At 62.2% G+C, this 14753-nt stretch carries 12 protein-coding genes; 5 read left to right on the top strand and 7 right to left on the bottom strand.

Going from position 1 to position 14753, the window contains the following annotated elements; translation table 11 throughout:
• Nucleotides 1-30: 30 nt before the first annotated feature.
• From HMPREF2807_RS03170 to HMPREF2807_RS03155, 4 genes are read left to right on the top strand one after another with little or no spacing between them, the layout of a single operon-like run.
• On the top strand, nucleotides 31-1299 hold the full coding sequence (locus HMPREF2807_RS03170) for an alpha-hydroxy acid oxidase (RefSeq protein ID WP_070510451.1): 1269 nt from the start codon (nucleotides 31-33) through the stop codon (nucleotides 1297-1299).
• Between the two features lie 27 nt (nucleotides 1300-1326).
• Nucleotides 1327-2148, top strand: coding sequence for a DNA-formamidopyrimidine glycosylase family protein (locus HMPREF2807_RS03165; protein WP_070510449.1), 822 nt, complete (start codon nucleotides 1327-1329; stop codon nucleotides 2146-2148).
• Nucleotides 2149-2158: 10 nt separating this feature from the next.
• Nucleotides 2159-2572: a YccF domain-containing protein gene (locus HMPREF2807_RS03160; protein WP_070510447.1), complete on the top strand. Its 414-nt coding sequence runs from the start codon at nucleotides 2159-2161 to the stop codon at nucleotides 2570-2572.
• A gap of 52 nt (nucleotides 2573-2624) precedes the next feature.
• The gene (locus HMPREF2807_RS03155) at nucleotides 2625-3692 is read left to right on the top strand and encodes an HNH endonuclease signature motif containing protein (protein ID WP_232751608.1); all 1068 of its coding nucleotides are present in this window, start codon (nucleotides 2625-2627) and stop codon (nucleotides 3690-3692) included.
• A 159-nt stretch (nucleotides 3693-3851) separates the two neighbouring features.
• Here the strand turns inward: HMPREF2807_RS03155 and pgi are convergent, their stop codons facing one another.
• The 3 genes from pgi to HMPREF2807_RS03140 all read right to left on the bottom strand — a co-directional run bounded on the left by pgi (nucleotide 3852) and on the right by HMPREF2807_RS03140 (nucleotide 6920).
• Nucleotides 3852-5486: a glucose-6-phosphate isomerase gene (pgi, locus tag HMPREF2807_RS03150; protein ID WP_070510443.1), complete on the bottom strand. Its 1635-nt coding sequence runs from the start codon at nucleotides 5484-5486 to the stop codon at nucleotides 3852-3854.
• Nucleotides 5487-5587: 101 nt separating this feature from the next.
• The gene (locus tag HMPREF2807_RS03145; protein ID WP_070510441.1) at nucleotides 5588-6490 is read right to left on the bottom strand and encodes a trypsin-like serine protease; all 903 of its coding nucleotides are present in this window, start codon (nucleotides 6488-6490) and stop codon (nucleotides 5588-5590) included.
• A 67-nt stretch (nucleotides 6491-6557) separates the two neighbouring features.
• Nucleotides 6558-6920: a chorismate mutase gene (locus HMPREF2807_RS03140; RefSeq protein WP_070510536.1), complete on the bottom strand. Its 363-nt coding sequence runs from the start codon at nucleotides 6918-6920 to the stop codon at nucleotides 6558-6560.
• A gap of 112 nt (nucleotides 6921-7032) precedes the next feature.
• On the opposite strand from HMPREF2807_RS03140, the gene pcrA reads away from it, so the two are divergent.
• Nucleotides 7033-9540: a DNA helicase PcrA gene (gene pcrA, locus HMPREF2807_RS03135; protein WP_070510439.1), complete on the top strand. Its 2508-nt coding sequence runs from the start codon at nucleotides 7033-7035 to the stop codon at nucleotides 9538-9540.
• Between the two features lie 4 nt (nucleotides 9541-9544).
• On the opposite strand, the gene HMPREF2807_RS03130 is transcribed toward pcrA, so the two are convergent.
• The 4 genes from HMPREF2807_RS03130 to HMPREF2807_RS03115 form a co-directional block, all read right to left on the bottom strand.
• Nucleotides 9545-10300 carry a M23 family metallopeptidase gene (locus HMPREF2807_RS03130; RefSeq protein WP_046646982.1) on the bottom strand — a complete coding sequence of 252 codons (756 nt, stop codon included), beginning with the start codon at nucleotides 10298-10300 and terminating at the stop codon, nucleotides 9545-9547.
• A gap of 399 nt (nucleotides 10301-10699) precedes the next feature.
• On the bottom strand, nucleotides 10700-13390 hold the full coding sequence (locus tag HMPREF2807_RS03125; RefSeq protein ID WP_070510437.1) for an FtsX-like permease family protein: 2691 nt from the start codon (nucleotides 13388-13390) through the stop codon (nucleotides 10700-10702).
• 1 nt (nucleotide 13391) lies between these two features.
• Complete coding sequence (locus HMPREF2807_RS03120) at nucleotides 13392-14108, bottom strand: ABC transporter ATP-binding protein (RefSeq protein ID WP_070510435.1); 717 nt, start codon at nucleotides 14106-14108, stop codon at nucleotides 13392-13394.
• The gene (locus HMPREF2807_RS03115) at nucleotides 14105-14647 is read right to left on the bottom strand and encodes a PadR family transcriptional regulator (RefSeq protein ID WP_070510433.1); all 543 of its coding nucleotides are present in this window, start codon (nucleotides 14645-14647) and stop codon (nucleotides 14105-14107) included. The genes HMPREF2807_RS03120 and HMPREF2807_RS03115 overlap by 4 nt, the downstream gene beginning before the upstream one ends.
• Nucleotides 14648-14753 lie beyond the last annotated feature (106 nt).

Below are 14753 nucleotides of genomic sequence, written 5' to 3'. Positions count from 1 at the left end.
TAGCCCAATAGAAAAAGGAGTCTTGTTTCCATGCGGCTAAAGCGCCAACTGCCCAACGTGTCCGAGCTCAAGAACCTCATGCGGTTCGAAGCACCCAACCTCGACCGCCGGACAGCACGCCTGGCAGAGGCCGCTGATGTGTGGGATCTGCGCAAGATTGCCAAGCGCCGCACACCCAAGGCTGCCTTCGACTACGTCGACGGTGCCGCCCGCGATGAGGTCAGCTACCGCGAATCCCGCGATTTCTTCCGCGACGTTCGCCTCATGCCCAACGTGCTCAATGGTGCGCACGACATCTCCTTGAGCACCGAGATCGCCGGAGAGCCCGCGGCCCTGCCTTTCGGCATCGCGCCGACCGGCTTTACCCGCTTCATGCATGCCGAAGGCGAGGACGCTGGTTCCCAAGCCGCCCGCGACGCAGGCATCCCGTTCACGCTCTCCACGATGGGCACGCGCTCGGTGGAGGAGGTCGCGGCGTCGCAAGGCACTAGCGGGCGCCGCTGGTTCCAGCTTTACCTGTGGAAGGACCACTCCGCCTGTCAGGAGCTCATCGAGCGCGCGGCGGCTAACGGCTATGACACCCTGGTGGTCACCGTGGACACGCCCGTAGCCGGGCAGCGCCTGCGCGATACCCGCAACGGAATGCGCATCCCGCCGCGCCTGACCGCAGGCACCGTCTTCGATGCCGCATGGCGCCCCGAGTGGTGGTTCAACTTCCTCACCACGGACCCGGTCACCTTTGCCTCCCTGACCTCGACCACCGGCACACTAGGCGAGCTGGTCAACACCATGTTTGACCCAGGCCTCAACTTCGAGGACCTAGCGTGGATTCGCAAGCAGTGGACGGGCAAGCTCTTCGTCAAGGGAATCGTCAACCCCGAGGACGCCCGCAAGGTCATCGACCTTGGCGCCGACGGCATCGTGGTCTCCTCCCACGGCGGGCGCCAGCTCGACCGCGTGGTCAACACCCTCCAAGCCCTTGAGGCCGTGCGCGCGGAGGTAGGCCCGGACGTGGAAATCATCTACGACTCCGGCATCATGTCCGGCGTCGACATCGCCATTGCGCTGTCTCTGGGTGCGGATTTCGTCCTCATCGGCCGCGCCTACCTCTACGGGCTGATGGCCGGCGGCAAGGAAGGCGTCGACCGCGTCATTGAGCTGCTCGCGGAGGAGTTCAAGAACACCCTCCAGCTGCTCGGCGTGAAGAAGATCGAAGACCTTTCCCGCCAGCACGTGGTCACCCCGTGGGAGCCGGGTGCGCTGGCATTCGGTGAAGGAAGGAACACGCCGGTAGAGTAGGCACCCGTTTGGTGAGGAGGTTCTGCTGTGCCCGAGGGTGATTCCGTACTGCAGCTGTCGAATCGGCTGCAGTTCATGGAAGGCCGGCGCGTAACCTCCTCCTCCCTGCGCGTGCCGCGCTATGCCACCGTGCGTTTCGACGGGCTGGTGTGCGAGGAGGTCTGGCCCTATGGCAAGCACCTCTTCATGGATTTCGGCGGCGAGCTCATCCTGCATACCCACCTCAAGATGGAAGGCACGTGGGCCATCCACTACGCCGGGGACCGCTGGCGCAAGCCCGGCCACAGCGCCCGCGTGGTGCTGCAGATGGAAAACACCCCGCGTGATATTGAGCTGGTGGGGCACTGGTTGGGGCTGGTGGAGGTTTTCCCCACCCGCGAGTTTGAGCAGCGCATGGCGCACCTAGGCCCCGACATCCTCGCGCCAGAATGGGCGGAAGGCGGCTTTGAGGAGGCCGTACACCGCATCGAGTTGCGCCCCGAGCGCAGCATCGGCGCGGCCCTCCTGGACCAGCGCAACGTGGCAGGCTTGGGCAACGAATACCGCGCCGAGGTCTGCTTCCTGGCCGGCGTTCATCCAGCAACACCTGTAGCGCTTGTCGACGTCCCCCAGATCCTCACCATCTCCCGCCGCCTCATCTGGGCCAATCGAGACTCGCCGGTACGTGTGACCACCGGCGTGAAAAGGGCAGGGGAGACCACCTATGTCTTCGGACGCAACCGTCAGCGCTGCCGACGCTGCGGCACGCTCATTGAGAAATCCACGCTGGGTGGTGTGGACGCCGGCGGCGATGAAGGGGAGTTAGAGCGCATCATCTGGTGGTGCCCGCACTGCCAGCCGCGTCGCTAGGCTGGGATGCATGAAGATCATTTTGAACATCATCTGGTTGGCAACTGGTGGCCTTTTCCTCGCACTGGGCTACTTTCTCCTCGGCATCCTGGCCTGCATCCCCGTCGTGACGATTCCTGCCGGTGTAGCCTCGATGCGTATGGCGAATTTCGCCCTGTGGCCTTTCGGGCGCTCCGTCATTCAACCAGTCAAAGGTACCGGTGGCATGTCGCGGTTCTCTAACGTTGTCTGGTTCCTTGTCGCTGGCCTGTGGCTGGCTATCGGCCACGTCACCACTGCAGCGGCGCAGGCAGTGACCATCGTGGGCATCCCGGTGGCTCTGGCCAACCTGAAGATGATCCCGGTGACGTGCTTCCCGTTCGGCCGCAAGATCGTGGACTCTGACCACATCCCCTTTGGCTGGGAGTCGATGATCAAGCTCTAAAATCTCTGTCTCCGGTTGCGGGGTTGCCTAGGGTGTTTTAGTGTTCTGGGTCATGGGGGATTTAGAGACCTATTTCTCCTACCGCAACTCGGGGATTTCTTTGGTGGAGCAGGCGGTAGGAGGGGAGAAACGCTTACGCGCACTCGGCGCTTCACCTGCCGATGCCGCCGAATTGGCTGGCTTGAACCACATCTACTTCGGCGCTACCAAGTTCACGGGTAAGCAACGCACTGCCCGCAGCCGAGCCGCCGAACAGCGCCATGATCTGGCCACGTTAAGCCTCATTGAGTCCTACACGAAGAAGCTGAAGAACCAGCTGCATGCCTGGAACCTACGGATCAAGCTCGCCGGCACATCAGCATTGAACATCCCAGCCGTGGCGGCCAAGCGCTTAAAAGAGCTCAAGCCCAAACGCGTGCCCACACCTGGTGTGCGCATGACCTATCGCGCTGATGGTCCGCACTCGCTGACCATTACCGATGACCCCATGACCGTGACCGAGATGCGCGGCGTGCTGGAATCCATCAACCAGAACAACCTGCTGGAAGCAGCCAACCACGTCTTCTTCAACAAATCCCATGGCGGAACCAAACCAGCCGTGCTCACCAGCGTCGTTGTCACCTTGGACAAGCTCGACAAGATTGTGAGCGGCGACGGCGATGACATCGTCCTTGAGCTGACCAATGGCGGCCGCATGACCGGCACGGAATTTCTGAACTATAAGTTTGCCGAGATCGGCTACGTAACCCTCATCCACCCCGCGATCGGGCCGGTGTGGCTGCACCGGATGAAGCGTTTAGCCGGGTTTGAGCAGCGCATCATGGCCAGTGCTGAACATCCCACCTGTGCCAGGAAGGGATGCAATAAGCCCGCTGATTATGCTCAGGTGCATCACCTTGTGCCGTGGAAGGCAGGAGGGGCTACCAACCCGCCGAATCTGACCATGTTGTGCGCCTATCACAACGGCATTAATGACGATGACCCAGAGAAACCAACAGGTGCTGGATATGTCTTCCGACTACGCGGCGATGTGGACTACATCCCTCCCTGGGGAGAACCGATAACCGCCCAGGCTGCGTATCAAGCTGCGCAACGCGGACTCGGACCGCCCGGCGGGTAAATCGCCACGCGGGCGAGCCCACGGGGGCCGCCCGATAGGTAAATCCTCACGTGGGCGCCCACAGGGCCTCCGCGGCGTTGGCGATCCCGCACGTCGATTGCGCGTCAAAAACGGGTGAACCCCCGACCGTTCGGCCGGGGGGACGTCGCCAAGCAGTGCTTAGCGGTGCTTGCGGTACCAACCGATCAGAGCATCGGTGGAACCATCGCCGGATGCGGCCTCCTCCTTGCCGGAGACTGCCGGTGCCAGGTCATTAGCCTGCTGCTTGCCCAGCTCCACGCCCCACTGGTCGAAGGAGTTGATGTCCCAAATGATGCCCTGGGTGAACACGATGTGCTCGTAGAGCGCGATCAGCGCGCCGAGGGCCTGCGGGGTGAGTTCCTCCGCCAGGATTGTGGTGGATGGGCGGTTGCCCGGCATCACCTTGTGCGGGACCACGGCCGGGTCCACGCCCTCAGCGGCAATCTCTTCTGCCGTCTTACCAAAGGCCAAGACCTTGGTCTGTGCGAAGAAGTTGCCCATGAGCAGGTCATGCATCGAACCGGTGCCGTCCGCGGTGGGGAAGTCTTCCTTCGGACGGGCAAAGCCGATGAAGTCCGCCGGGATGAGCTTGGTGCCCTGGTGCATGAGCTGGAAGAAGGCATGCTGGCCGTTGGTGCCCGGCTCGCCCCAGTAAATCTCACCGGTCCCGGCGCTCACGGCGGTGCCGTCGCGGCGCACGGACTTGCCGTTGGACTCCATGGTCAGCTGCTGCAGGTAGGCCGGGAAGCGTCCGAGGTCCTCGGAGTAGGGCAGCACCGCATGGGTCTGCGCGCCGAAGAAGTTGGAGTACCAGACCCCGAGCAGACCCATCAGCGCCGGAACGTTTTGCTCCAGGGGCGCGGTGCGGAAGTGCTCATCCATGGCGTGGAAGCCCTCGAGGAAGCGCATGAAGTCCAGCGGGCCGATGGTGCACATCAGCGACAGGCCGATGGCGGAATCGACGGAGTAGCGCCCGCCCACCCAGTTCCAGAAACCAAACATGTTCTCAGGATCGATGCCGAACTCCGCGACCTTCTCCGCGTTGGTGGAGACCGCAACGAAGTGCTTGGCGACGGCCGACTCGTCACCATCAAACTGCTCAATCAACCAGCGGCGCGCGGCGTGAGCGTTGGCCAGGGTTTCCTGGGTGGTGAAGGTCTTGGAGGCCACGATGAAGAGGGTGGAGCCGGCGTCGAGGCCGTCGAGAGTCGCGGCGAGATCCGCCGGGTCGACGTTGGAGACGAACTCCGCGCTAATGCCCGCCACTTCGTAGGAGCGCAGGGCCTTCGCGGCCATGGCCGGGCCCAAGTCGGAGCCGCCGATGCCGATGTTGACCACCTTCTTGATGGTGTGTCCGGTGTGGCCAAGCCACTCGCCGGAGCGCAGCGCAGTGGCGAAGTCGCGCATGCGGCCCAGCACCTCGTGGACGTCGGCAGCGACGTCCTGGCTGTCGACGCTCAAGTCCTTTTCCACCGGCAGGCGCAGCGCGGTGTGCAGCACGGCGCGATCCTCGGTGTTGTTGAGGTGCTCGCCGGCGAACATTGCGTCGCGGCGCCCCTCGACGTCGGCAGCCCGGGCGAGGTCCACCAGTGCGGTGACTACTTCCTCATCGATGAGGTTCTTCGACAGATCCACGTGCAGGCCCGCGGCGTCGAAAGAATAGTCTGCGGCGCGGGAAGCGGAGTTAGCAAAAAGCTCACGCAGGTTGAGGTCCTTCTTGCTTTCAAAAAGCGAGGTGAGCGCGGCCCACTGCGGCTGAGCGGTGATGTCCATTGCAAAAGCCTTTCTGGCAGGTAGCAGACATGAAACTTACTGTGTCCACCGTAGTCCAGAAATCCCTTCGCTGCCGAGGCAGAAGACCGTACTGCGTTGAGCTAGGAGTAGAGCTTCAGGTTGAATTGCTCCATCGTGTTTCCGATCTCCATGGCACCAGTTTCGGGGCCGGTGTAATCATCGTAGTTGCCAAAGGACAAGACACCTACCGCGTACAGTTTGCCGTCGATGGAGGCGTAGACAGGACCGCCGCTATCTCCGGGTACGCTCTCGCTGCCAAAGGTGAAGAGTCCTTGGTTTTCGAAGCGGTCAATGAAATCGTCGCAGGCAGCGCCTCCCGCGGAACCGGCAAAACACATCGTGGGCTTCTTGTGAGTGACATCCTCGAGGCTCATCCAACCGGCCAAAGGCGCATTGAAGGCCGGTGCGGTAGATACTTTGGCGGCTGGGTTGGACACTTCGATCAGTGCAATGTCGGCCGAGTTGATGCTATCGGTGTTGGTGTTGCGGGCCTTCTTTACCATCTGGCCTATCTCTACCGCGTTGCCGGATTGATCGTCGTAATAGAAGGTGTCGCCCGTGTCCCCGCAGTGCCCGGCGGTGAGGATAAAGAGGCGCTGCCCATCGCCGGCGAAATGACCGGTGGAGCACCGGCCACCGTTTGTGCCGTTGTAGATGGGCGCACCCGGCGTCAACACCCCCAGGCTCATGAAGTAATCGGCAGCGTCAGGAGCTATCAGGTTACGTCGGGGCTCCGGTCGCTCCGCTTGAGGGATTTCGGTGGTGTTATCCCAGAGCGCATCGCCGTCGAGGGGCTCCTCGAAGCCTTGCGTTGTTCCGGATGCTGCGGAACCCTGCCTGCGGTCGGAGTCGCTGACGGCGGGAAGATCGAGCGTCGTGGTGGAAATGGTGGTCTCAGCGGAAGAAGAGGTGCTGCAGGCGGATAACACGGACGCAGCGGTGGCCGCGGCGAGAATCGCAGCCAGGCGAGAGGAAAAGCGCATGGCGCGAGCCTAACCCACCGCATGTTTAAGGGCGCGAGTGCTGGGGACTGGTCCGTGCGGCGTTTGATCAGCCGAGCTTGCCGCGCCCTAAGCGCAGGAGGGCGGAGGCGATGGCGGGGCCTTCCTCCCCGAGCTCGTCGCGGAACTCATTGAGGATCGCGATTTCGCGGGTATGCACCAAACGGGTGCCGCCTGAGCTCATTCGCGTCTTACCAATGGTGCGCGAAATGTCGGTGCGGCGCTTGATAGCGTCGAGAATAACGCGGTCGAGGCGGTTGATCTCTTCGCGGTAGCGCTGAATCTCGGCATCACTCAGCGGGTCATCGGTGCCCGACGGCATGCGAATGTCGAGCCCATTGTCCACGACGTTGGGGTCTTGGTGCTCGGGGCTCAAGCCAGAGTCTGCGTTGCCAGGATGTGAAGAGCTCATGACATCAGATTGTGCCACCACGCCGGGCGAAAAGGGGAATTACCAGCTTTCACGTCGACCAGAAGTGCGGTGAGGGGCAATGTCCGGTGGTGCTAGTAGGTTGGAGAGCATTATGAATAGCAAATCTCCTTTCGTCCCCCGTTCGTCTTCCGATTCTTCCGTCGGCGGCCTGTTTCCTGCGCCCGAGAGCAACGTCGACGCCCCTTCCGGTCAGGGCTCTGATCCGTTGCTCGAGGGCTTAAATCCGCAGCAGGAAGAGGCTGTGACGCATTCGGGCTCGCCGCTGCTTATTGTGGCCGGCGCGGGCTCGGGCAAGACTGCAGTGTTGACTCGCCGCATTGCGTACCTTATGCGGGAGCGCGGGGTGGCCCCCTGGCAGATCCTCGCCATTACCTTTACCAACAAGGCAGCCGCGGAGATGAAGGAGCGCGTCGGCCAGCTTGTCGGCCCCGTCGCGGAGCGGATGTGGGTGTCCACCTTCCACTCGATTTGCGTGCGTATCTTGCGCAATAACGCCCAGCTCGTACCGGGCTTGAACACGAATTTCACCATTTATGACGGCGATGATGCCCGCCGGCTGCTCACCATGATTGCGAAGGACATGCAGCTGGATCTGAAGAAGTATTCGGCGCGTGTTCTGGCTAATCAGATTTCCAACCGCAAGAACGAGCTCATCTCCCCGGAGCAGGCGCGCGCGGAGGCAGAGAGGACGAAGAATCCTTTCGAGCTCACCGTGGCGAGCGTGTACGAGGAATATCAGCGCCGCCTGCGCGCGGCGAACGCGGTGGACTTCGATGACCTCATCGGGGAAGTAGTGCGCATCTTTAATCAGCACCCGCAGGTGGTGGAGTTTTATCGTCGCCGCTTTAAGCACGTGCTTATCGACGAATACCAGGACACCAACCACGCGCAGTATGCATTGGTCTCGGCTTTGGTGGGCCGGGGCGAGCTGCCGCCGGATGCTCCGGAACTGTGCGTGGTGGGTGATTCGGATCAGTCGATTTATGCCTTCCGCGGAGCCACCATCAGGAATATCCAGGAGTTCGAGCGGGATTACCCGCAGGCGCACACGATTTTGCTGGAGCAAAACTACCGTTCGACGCAGACCATTCTGAACGCGGCGAACGCGGTCATCGCGAAGAATGAGGGCCGCCGCGAGAAGAACCTGTGGACCGCCCACGGCCAGGGCGAACAGATCGTCGGCTACGTGGCGGATAATGAGCACGATGAGGCACGGTATATCGCCTCGGAGATTGATTCCCTGGCGGATAAAGGTACGGCGTATTCCGATATTGCGGTGATGTACCGCACCAACAATGCCTCCCGCGCGCTGGAGGATATTTTCGTGCGCTCGGGCATCCCGTACAAGGTGGTCGGTGGCACGCGCTTCTATGAGCGTCGCGAGATCCGGGACATGGTGGCCTACTTGCGCATCATGGATAATCCGGATGACACCGTGAGCCTGCGCCGAATCATTAACGTGCCGAAGCGCGCTATTGGTGATAAAGCGCAGGCGCAGATCGCCCTGCACGCGGAGAACCTTGGCGTGAGCTTTGGTGCTGCTCTCCGTGATGCGGCGGAGGGCAAAGTAGCCGGACTCGGCACGCGGGCAGTGAATGCCGTAACCAAATTCAACGAGATGATGGAAGGCGTACGAGCGCAGATCCCGGGCATGGTCAATGAGGTGACGGGCCAGCCGGATTTGGGGGAGTTGCTCAACGCGCTTCTTGACGCCACCGGCTACCGCGCGGAGCTCGAGAACTCCAACGATCCGCAGGATGGTGCGCGCCTGGATAACCTCAACGAGTTGGTCTCGGTGGCCCGCGAGTTCAGCTCTGAGGCCGCTAATGAGATGGCATTCATGGGTGCGGACGCAGAAGAAGCACCCGAGCTAGCAGAAGGTGAAGCCGCGCCGGGCTCGCTTCAGGCGTTCCTTGAAAAGGTCTCACTCGTGGCGGATGCGGACCAGATTCCGGACCACGAATCCGGGGTGGTCACGCTGATGACGCTGCACACTGCGAAGGGCCTTGAATTCCCCGTCGTCTTCCTCACTGGCTGGGAGGACGGACAGTTCCCGCACATGCGCTCCCTGGGTGACCCGAAGGAGCTGAGCGAAGAACGCCGCCTTGCCTACGTGGGTATTACGCGTGCTCGGGAACAGCTCTACCTCACGCGCGCGATTCTTCGTTCGTCCTGGGGTAACCCGGTGACGAACCCGGCCAGTCGCTTCCTCGCCGAGGTCCCAGAGGACCTCATCGACTGGCGCCGTGAAGAACCAGACAGCTCGCTGTCTGGCGCGTGGGGCGGAGATGATTCCTACCAATACGGGCGAACCTTTGGCTCGGATAGCGGGTTCTTCCGTGGAGGCGGCTATGGCTCGCGGAGCGCTGCGTCTTCCCCTTCGCAGCGCTCGCGCAAGCCGGCCTCGGCAACGTCGATGCCGAAGAATAACCATCTCAATTTAGTTGTGGGGGACCGCGTCAACCACGCGAAATACGGGCTGGGCACGGTCATCGAGGCCTCCGGGACCGGCGCGCGGGCGACGGTCACCGTGGACTTCGGTTCAGCGGGCAAGGTTCGCCTCATGCTCATCGGCGGAGTGCCGATGGAAAAGCTCTGATGCTTTAGATGAGGATGCCGCGCTCGCTGAACCAGTCCACCGGATCGACGGCCGCGCCGCCGCCCGGGTGAACCTCGAAGTGCAGGTGCGGGCCGGTGGAGTGGCCCTCGTTGCCGATGACGGAGATTTGGTCGCCGGCCTCGACGCGGTCGCCGACGTCGACCAGCAGCTGGTCGCTGGGCATGTGGCCATAGACGGTGATGGTGCCATCGTCGTGCTGGATGCGGATCCAGTTGCCAAAGCCTTGGGCAGCGCCGGAGGAAATGACCTCGCCGTCCATGACAGCGTAGATGGGGGTGCCAATGGGGTTTGCCACATCGATGCCGTTGTGGAAGGAACCCCACCGCGGGCCGAAGCCAGAGGTGAAAGTTCCGGAGGTCGGAAAGACCACGGTGTTACCGTCCGCGTCCTGGCCGCGAGTAGGGGTGAGGCCGGAGTGATCGCCCTGCGGGGCGAAGGCCTCGGCGAGACCAGGAATGCTGGAGGGATCGAGGACGATCTCGAAGCCGTCCTGCGTGGTGTTGACCTCTGGGACGGATGCCCCGTTGAGGGCACCGGCTGTCGAAATGAGCAGCCCCGAGACGGCTTTGAAGAGGTCGGCCTTGGATTCTTCCTTGACTTCGACGTCGGCAGCGGACGGGTCCTTGGAGGACCCGTCGGAGACGTCCACGCTTGCTGCCGGTTCGGCGGCGAACGCTGGGGTCGTCACGGTGGCGGTGCTAACCGCCACGGCGGCGAGTGCGCTGAGCGTGCGCTTCATAACTTCACGTCCTTAAGTCCTGCTGTGGCCCGCTGGGTATGCGGCGGAAGCCTGTGAGCAATAGGGGAGCGGCCGTATCAGCCGCAGTGCGCCTTAAAGCCCGCGACACGCCGGTGCGGTTGCAACCGAGTGCTGAGGCTGTGTGGCAACGAGATACAAACTATCCCGCGGGACCACCCTGCGCAACGCTTAAAAATGCAGGTAAATCCAGGAATTGTTCGAAAAACTATCGAACAGCCCAGCGTGTTGCGCATGTGAAAGAAGTGAAAATTGTTACAGGGGTAAAGTAGAGGTTTAAAGAATGGGGGTGAGATTTGGGGGGTGAAAAGTGCAGCGCTCCCGGCCAATCTTTCAGCCGAGAGCGCTGGGGTTGTGGGCGCTGCTACTTGGTCAGCGCTGTTAAGTCAGGGAACGTGATTCGCTGCGATCCCGCGCGGTGAGCGGGGCCGTTTTGTCGCTGCGGTTGATCGCAGCCGCGAGGGCGGCAGCCAACAGTGGCACGACGAGCACGGCGAGGAATTGCCACCAATCCGGGGTGAAGTAGTCCTGCGGGCGCAAGCCATGGAGCGGCGTCGAGAAAACGTATCCTGAGCTATCGGCAAAGAAGTACGTGCCGAGATGTCCGGCAACCACACCAAAGAGCATGCTTACGGTGGCCAGCATCCACGTCTGCCATGCTGCCACCTTGGACATCAGCGAAGGGTCGGCGCCGATGGATTGCAGCACGGTGCTTTCCTGGCGCATGCTGCTCGCTGCGTTGGCAATGATGAGTGCGAGCACGATGAGGCAGACGATCCCCATTCCGAGGCCCAGGTAGTAGCGGAAGCTCTCGGGAGTAGAGACGGCGAAGCTTAGCGAGTATTGCGATTGCGAGGCGCTCGCTGTCAGGTCTTGTAGCTCCTCACGCTCTGACTCGCTCGGTGGCTCGTCGAACGCGAGGGCTTGGCCCACGTAGAAGGGCTCCATGTTCAGCTTTTCTGCTGCCTGCTGGCTAATCAAGACCACGTCGCGGGCCGCGGTGGGTAGTGCCTCTACAACCGGCAGATCCGCGTCCTGTGCCCCGCTCGGTTCTTGGCTGTCAATGCGGTTATAGGATTTTACGGTCACCGTTCCATGCGTCTTATCGCCGACGTGGCTGCTGTGGGGAAGCACGATGCCGCCGGCATCCAGCGTTTGTGCCGCCGCGCGACGATCTTCCTCCGAGTCGAACTGCCACAGCTCGAGCTGGGAAGAATCCGTTTGAACCATCCTGCTTTGATAGATCAGCGGGTTATAGGGGAACGATGTCATCAACTCGTGGGCGCACTCCTGGCGAGCCTCTTCGGACTCATCGGTGCGCCGCCCCTGATTATCCACGAACACTGCCCTCTCAACCGGCTTGCTGAGATCGACCTGCTCGCACTGGTAATCAAACTCGGTGGTGAGCTCGTAAAAAGTGCCATCCTCTGGAAGGCTGTAGGACGTCGTCCACGAGGGGAAAGCAGAGAAGGGATACGTACGGGCGGTGGTGGTCTCCAGGATGGCCTCTACCGCTGCGCGTTCTTCCGGCGTGGACACCTGCGTTGGTTGCTCAAACGTCGCCTCCTCAATCAGCGCAGAAGTAGGCGGCATGACGAGCTTTTCTTCGGCGGTGGTCTTTGCGCTATCCGTCATGATGCCCACACCAAACAGGGAGGCTACGAAGGCAACTGAAACGAGAGCGATGGACGTCGGCAAGGCATGCATGCTGCGCCGGGTCAGGCCGCGTCCAGCCAGACGCAACGCGAGGGGGCCGCGGCGCGACAGCAGGGAGCACAAGAAGACCAAGGCAGGGGCAGACGCGGCAACCGCGATGACTCCGAAGAGAGCCAGCACCGTGGGGATGTACTGTCCCCAGGGGGTGAAGCTGAATAACACGAGCAGAAGCAGGAATGCAGGGCCGATGGCCATCCACCGCCGGAAGCGCAAGAGGCGGTCGGGAGCAGCTCCCTGGATTGCAGTGGAGAGGGCACCACGTTGCGCCAACCACGCGGGAACGATGGAGACAATGACACAGCCTGCCACCGCCACGAGCCATGCGAGGCCAATAGCTAGGAAGGGCGGGCGTGCGGCAAAGTCCGGGTAGCGGGCTGCCCACCACGCCCACGAAGCTGCCAGGCCAACAACCACGCCGATGGTGGCGCCGATAAGCCCCATCAGTAGGCCATAAGCCATCACCGCGAACATGATGTGGCGCGGTAGTGCGCCCTGGCTCGACATCAGCGCGTACAGGCGTGTATTGCGTCCGGTAGCCAGTGTGAAGACGGGCGTGAGAAGGAAAAGGATGAGCAATCCGGCGATGGCGTAGAGGCCAAAGAAGAAGAGCACGAAAAGAATACTGCTCAGGATTCCGCCAAAGGAATCCGGCTCAGAATCGGGGCGGTCCGTATCTCGCAGCTCCGCTGCCCAGATTTCCAGCCCGGCTTCACGGGCGCGGTCGGCATCCTCCTCGGTCAGCGGTGTATCACCCACGATGGCCCAGGTGGTGCGTGTTGTAAAAGAAGGGTCGCTGAGGGCCTCATTGAGGGTGGGGGAGGTGACAAAATCATAGTTTTCGGGAGCAATGGCCGCGACTGTGGCTTGGTGGTCACCGCTGAGGGCGTTGGTGCGCACGGTGATAACGTCCCCCACGGAGGCGTCGATCTTGCGCGCGGTCGAACGCGATAGAACTGCCTGGTTGGGGCCAAGATTGAACTTGTCGACGGCCTCCTGTGCTGGCTCCGGCGGATTCTCTGCGTCGAACTGATCTACCCAGGAGTTGGTTGACTTCCCATTATGGATTAGTGACGTGCTAGAAAAAGTGGCGACCGGGCTGACACTGAGGCCCTCAGGAAGCACCTCGGCAGCCAAGCGTGGTACGTCTTCGTTGCTAATGTCCGAGCGCTCGGCGCTGATCTGCCGCTCGGGTGAGCTCAAGGCCGCGGAGAGCCGACCGGAGGAATTATCAAAGAGCGCCATTCCAATCACGAGTGCCACTGGCAGCGCGATGAGCAAAACGGCGGCTAGCGTGCGCCACGGGTGGCGCCACAGGTCGCGCCTCGTCGGGCGGGTGGCGGCATTAATGCCGGACATACTAACGCACCTCCTCGCCGGTCAAACGCCCGTCGCGAACCATGACGACACGGTCGGCCCAGCCCGCGAAACGCGGCTCGTGGGTAACCAAAATGCCGGAGGCGCCGGCGTCGATACGCGCGCGCAGGACCTTCATGATCTCTTCGCCCGTCGAGGTGTCGAGGGCGCCGGTGGGCTCATCCGCAAGCAGCACCTTGCGCGGTCCGATGAGCGCGCGGGCAATGGCCACGCGCTGGGCCTGGCCGCCGGAGATTTCTTCCGGGAAGCGGTCGATGGTGCCGTCGAGGCCAACCTCGCTGAGAGCTTCCTCAGCGGCCTCGCGGCACTGCGCAGGCGAAAGTCCGTCTAGCTCAAGAGGGAGGGACACATTCTCACCGACGGTGAGGGAAGACACTAGGTTGAAGTGCTGAAATACCAAACCAAGGTGTCGGCGGCGAGCGATAGCTGCCTTGGCCTTGGAGAGCTGGGAGGCATCGGCGCCGTCGAGAAGCACGCGCCCTGATGTTGGCGGCTGCAGCAGGCCCGCAACGTTGAGCAGCGTGGACTTACCGGAACCAGAAGGGCCCATGACGGCTACCAGTTCGCCCGGCTGCAGTTGCAAGTTCACGGAATCCAAGGCGGTGACCTGGCGGGCACCGCTGCCGAAGACGCAGGTAATGTTTTCGAGCTCGAGAGGAAACGGCATGTGCTGGGTCGTGGGCACGGAGTTGGGGGTCATCGCGGGGCCTCCTCGGTGGTGGTTGGGTTGGTTAGGGATTCCACGCGGTCGAGCCAGCGTGAGAGAGATTCCAGGTCGAAGATTTGGCGCTCAACAGCCAAGCGCTGGGCGCTGCGCTCTGCAGGCAGTTCCGAGGCTTGGCGGTTGAGCTCACGCAGTTGGCGGACGGTGGCAAACCGCTGGGCGTCGAGGACGGCAATGACGTCGACGTCGGAGCGTCGCGCTGCAAGCGATACTTTGAGCACGAGCTCATCGCGCTCGATGGCGTCGTTGTGCAAGGTGGACATCCACCACTGTGAGAGTTCTTCGCGGCCGGCGGGGGTGATGGCATAGCTGGTGGCGCGCCGCCCCGTGGGGCCGGTGAGCTCACCGTCGGTGGCGATGAGACCATCGCGCTCCAAACGGCTCAACGTTTGGGCGACTTGGCCCATGTTGAGCGGCCAGAGGTTGTCGAAGGTCTCAGCAAAGCGGTTTTTGATGTGGCTGGCAGTAGCGGGCTCTTCACTCAGCAGCGCAAGCACGGAATGTTTGACGGACATGGTCACCTCCTTGGCGGAGGGCAAGGGAGGAAATCTTTCGGTACATACCCAGTAAGTTACTGGGTAACCTTCTGTCCGGTCAACGGTTGGGGCAGGCGGGGGTGGA

The organism is Corynebacterium sp. HMSC074A09, from assembly GCF_001811545.1.
Taxonomy (GTDB): domain Bacteria; phylum Actinomycetota; class Actinomycetes; order Mycobacteriales; family Mycobacteriaceae; genus Corynebacterium; species Corynebacterium hiratae.
This window is presented reverse-complemented; position numbering and strand designations above follow the sequence as displayed.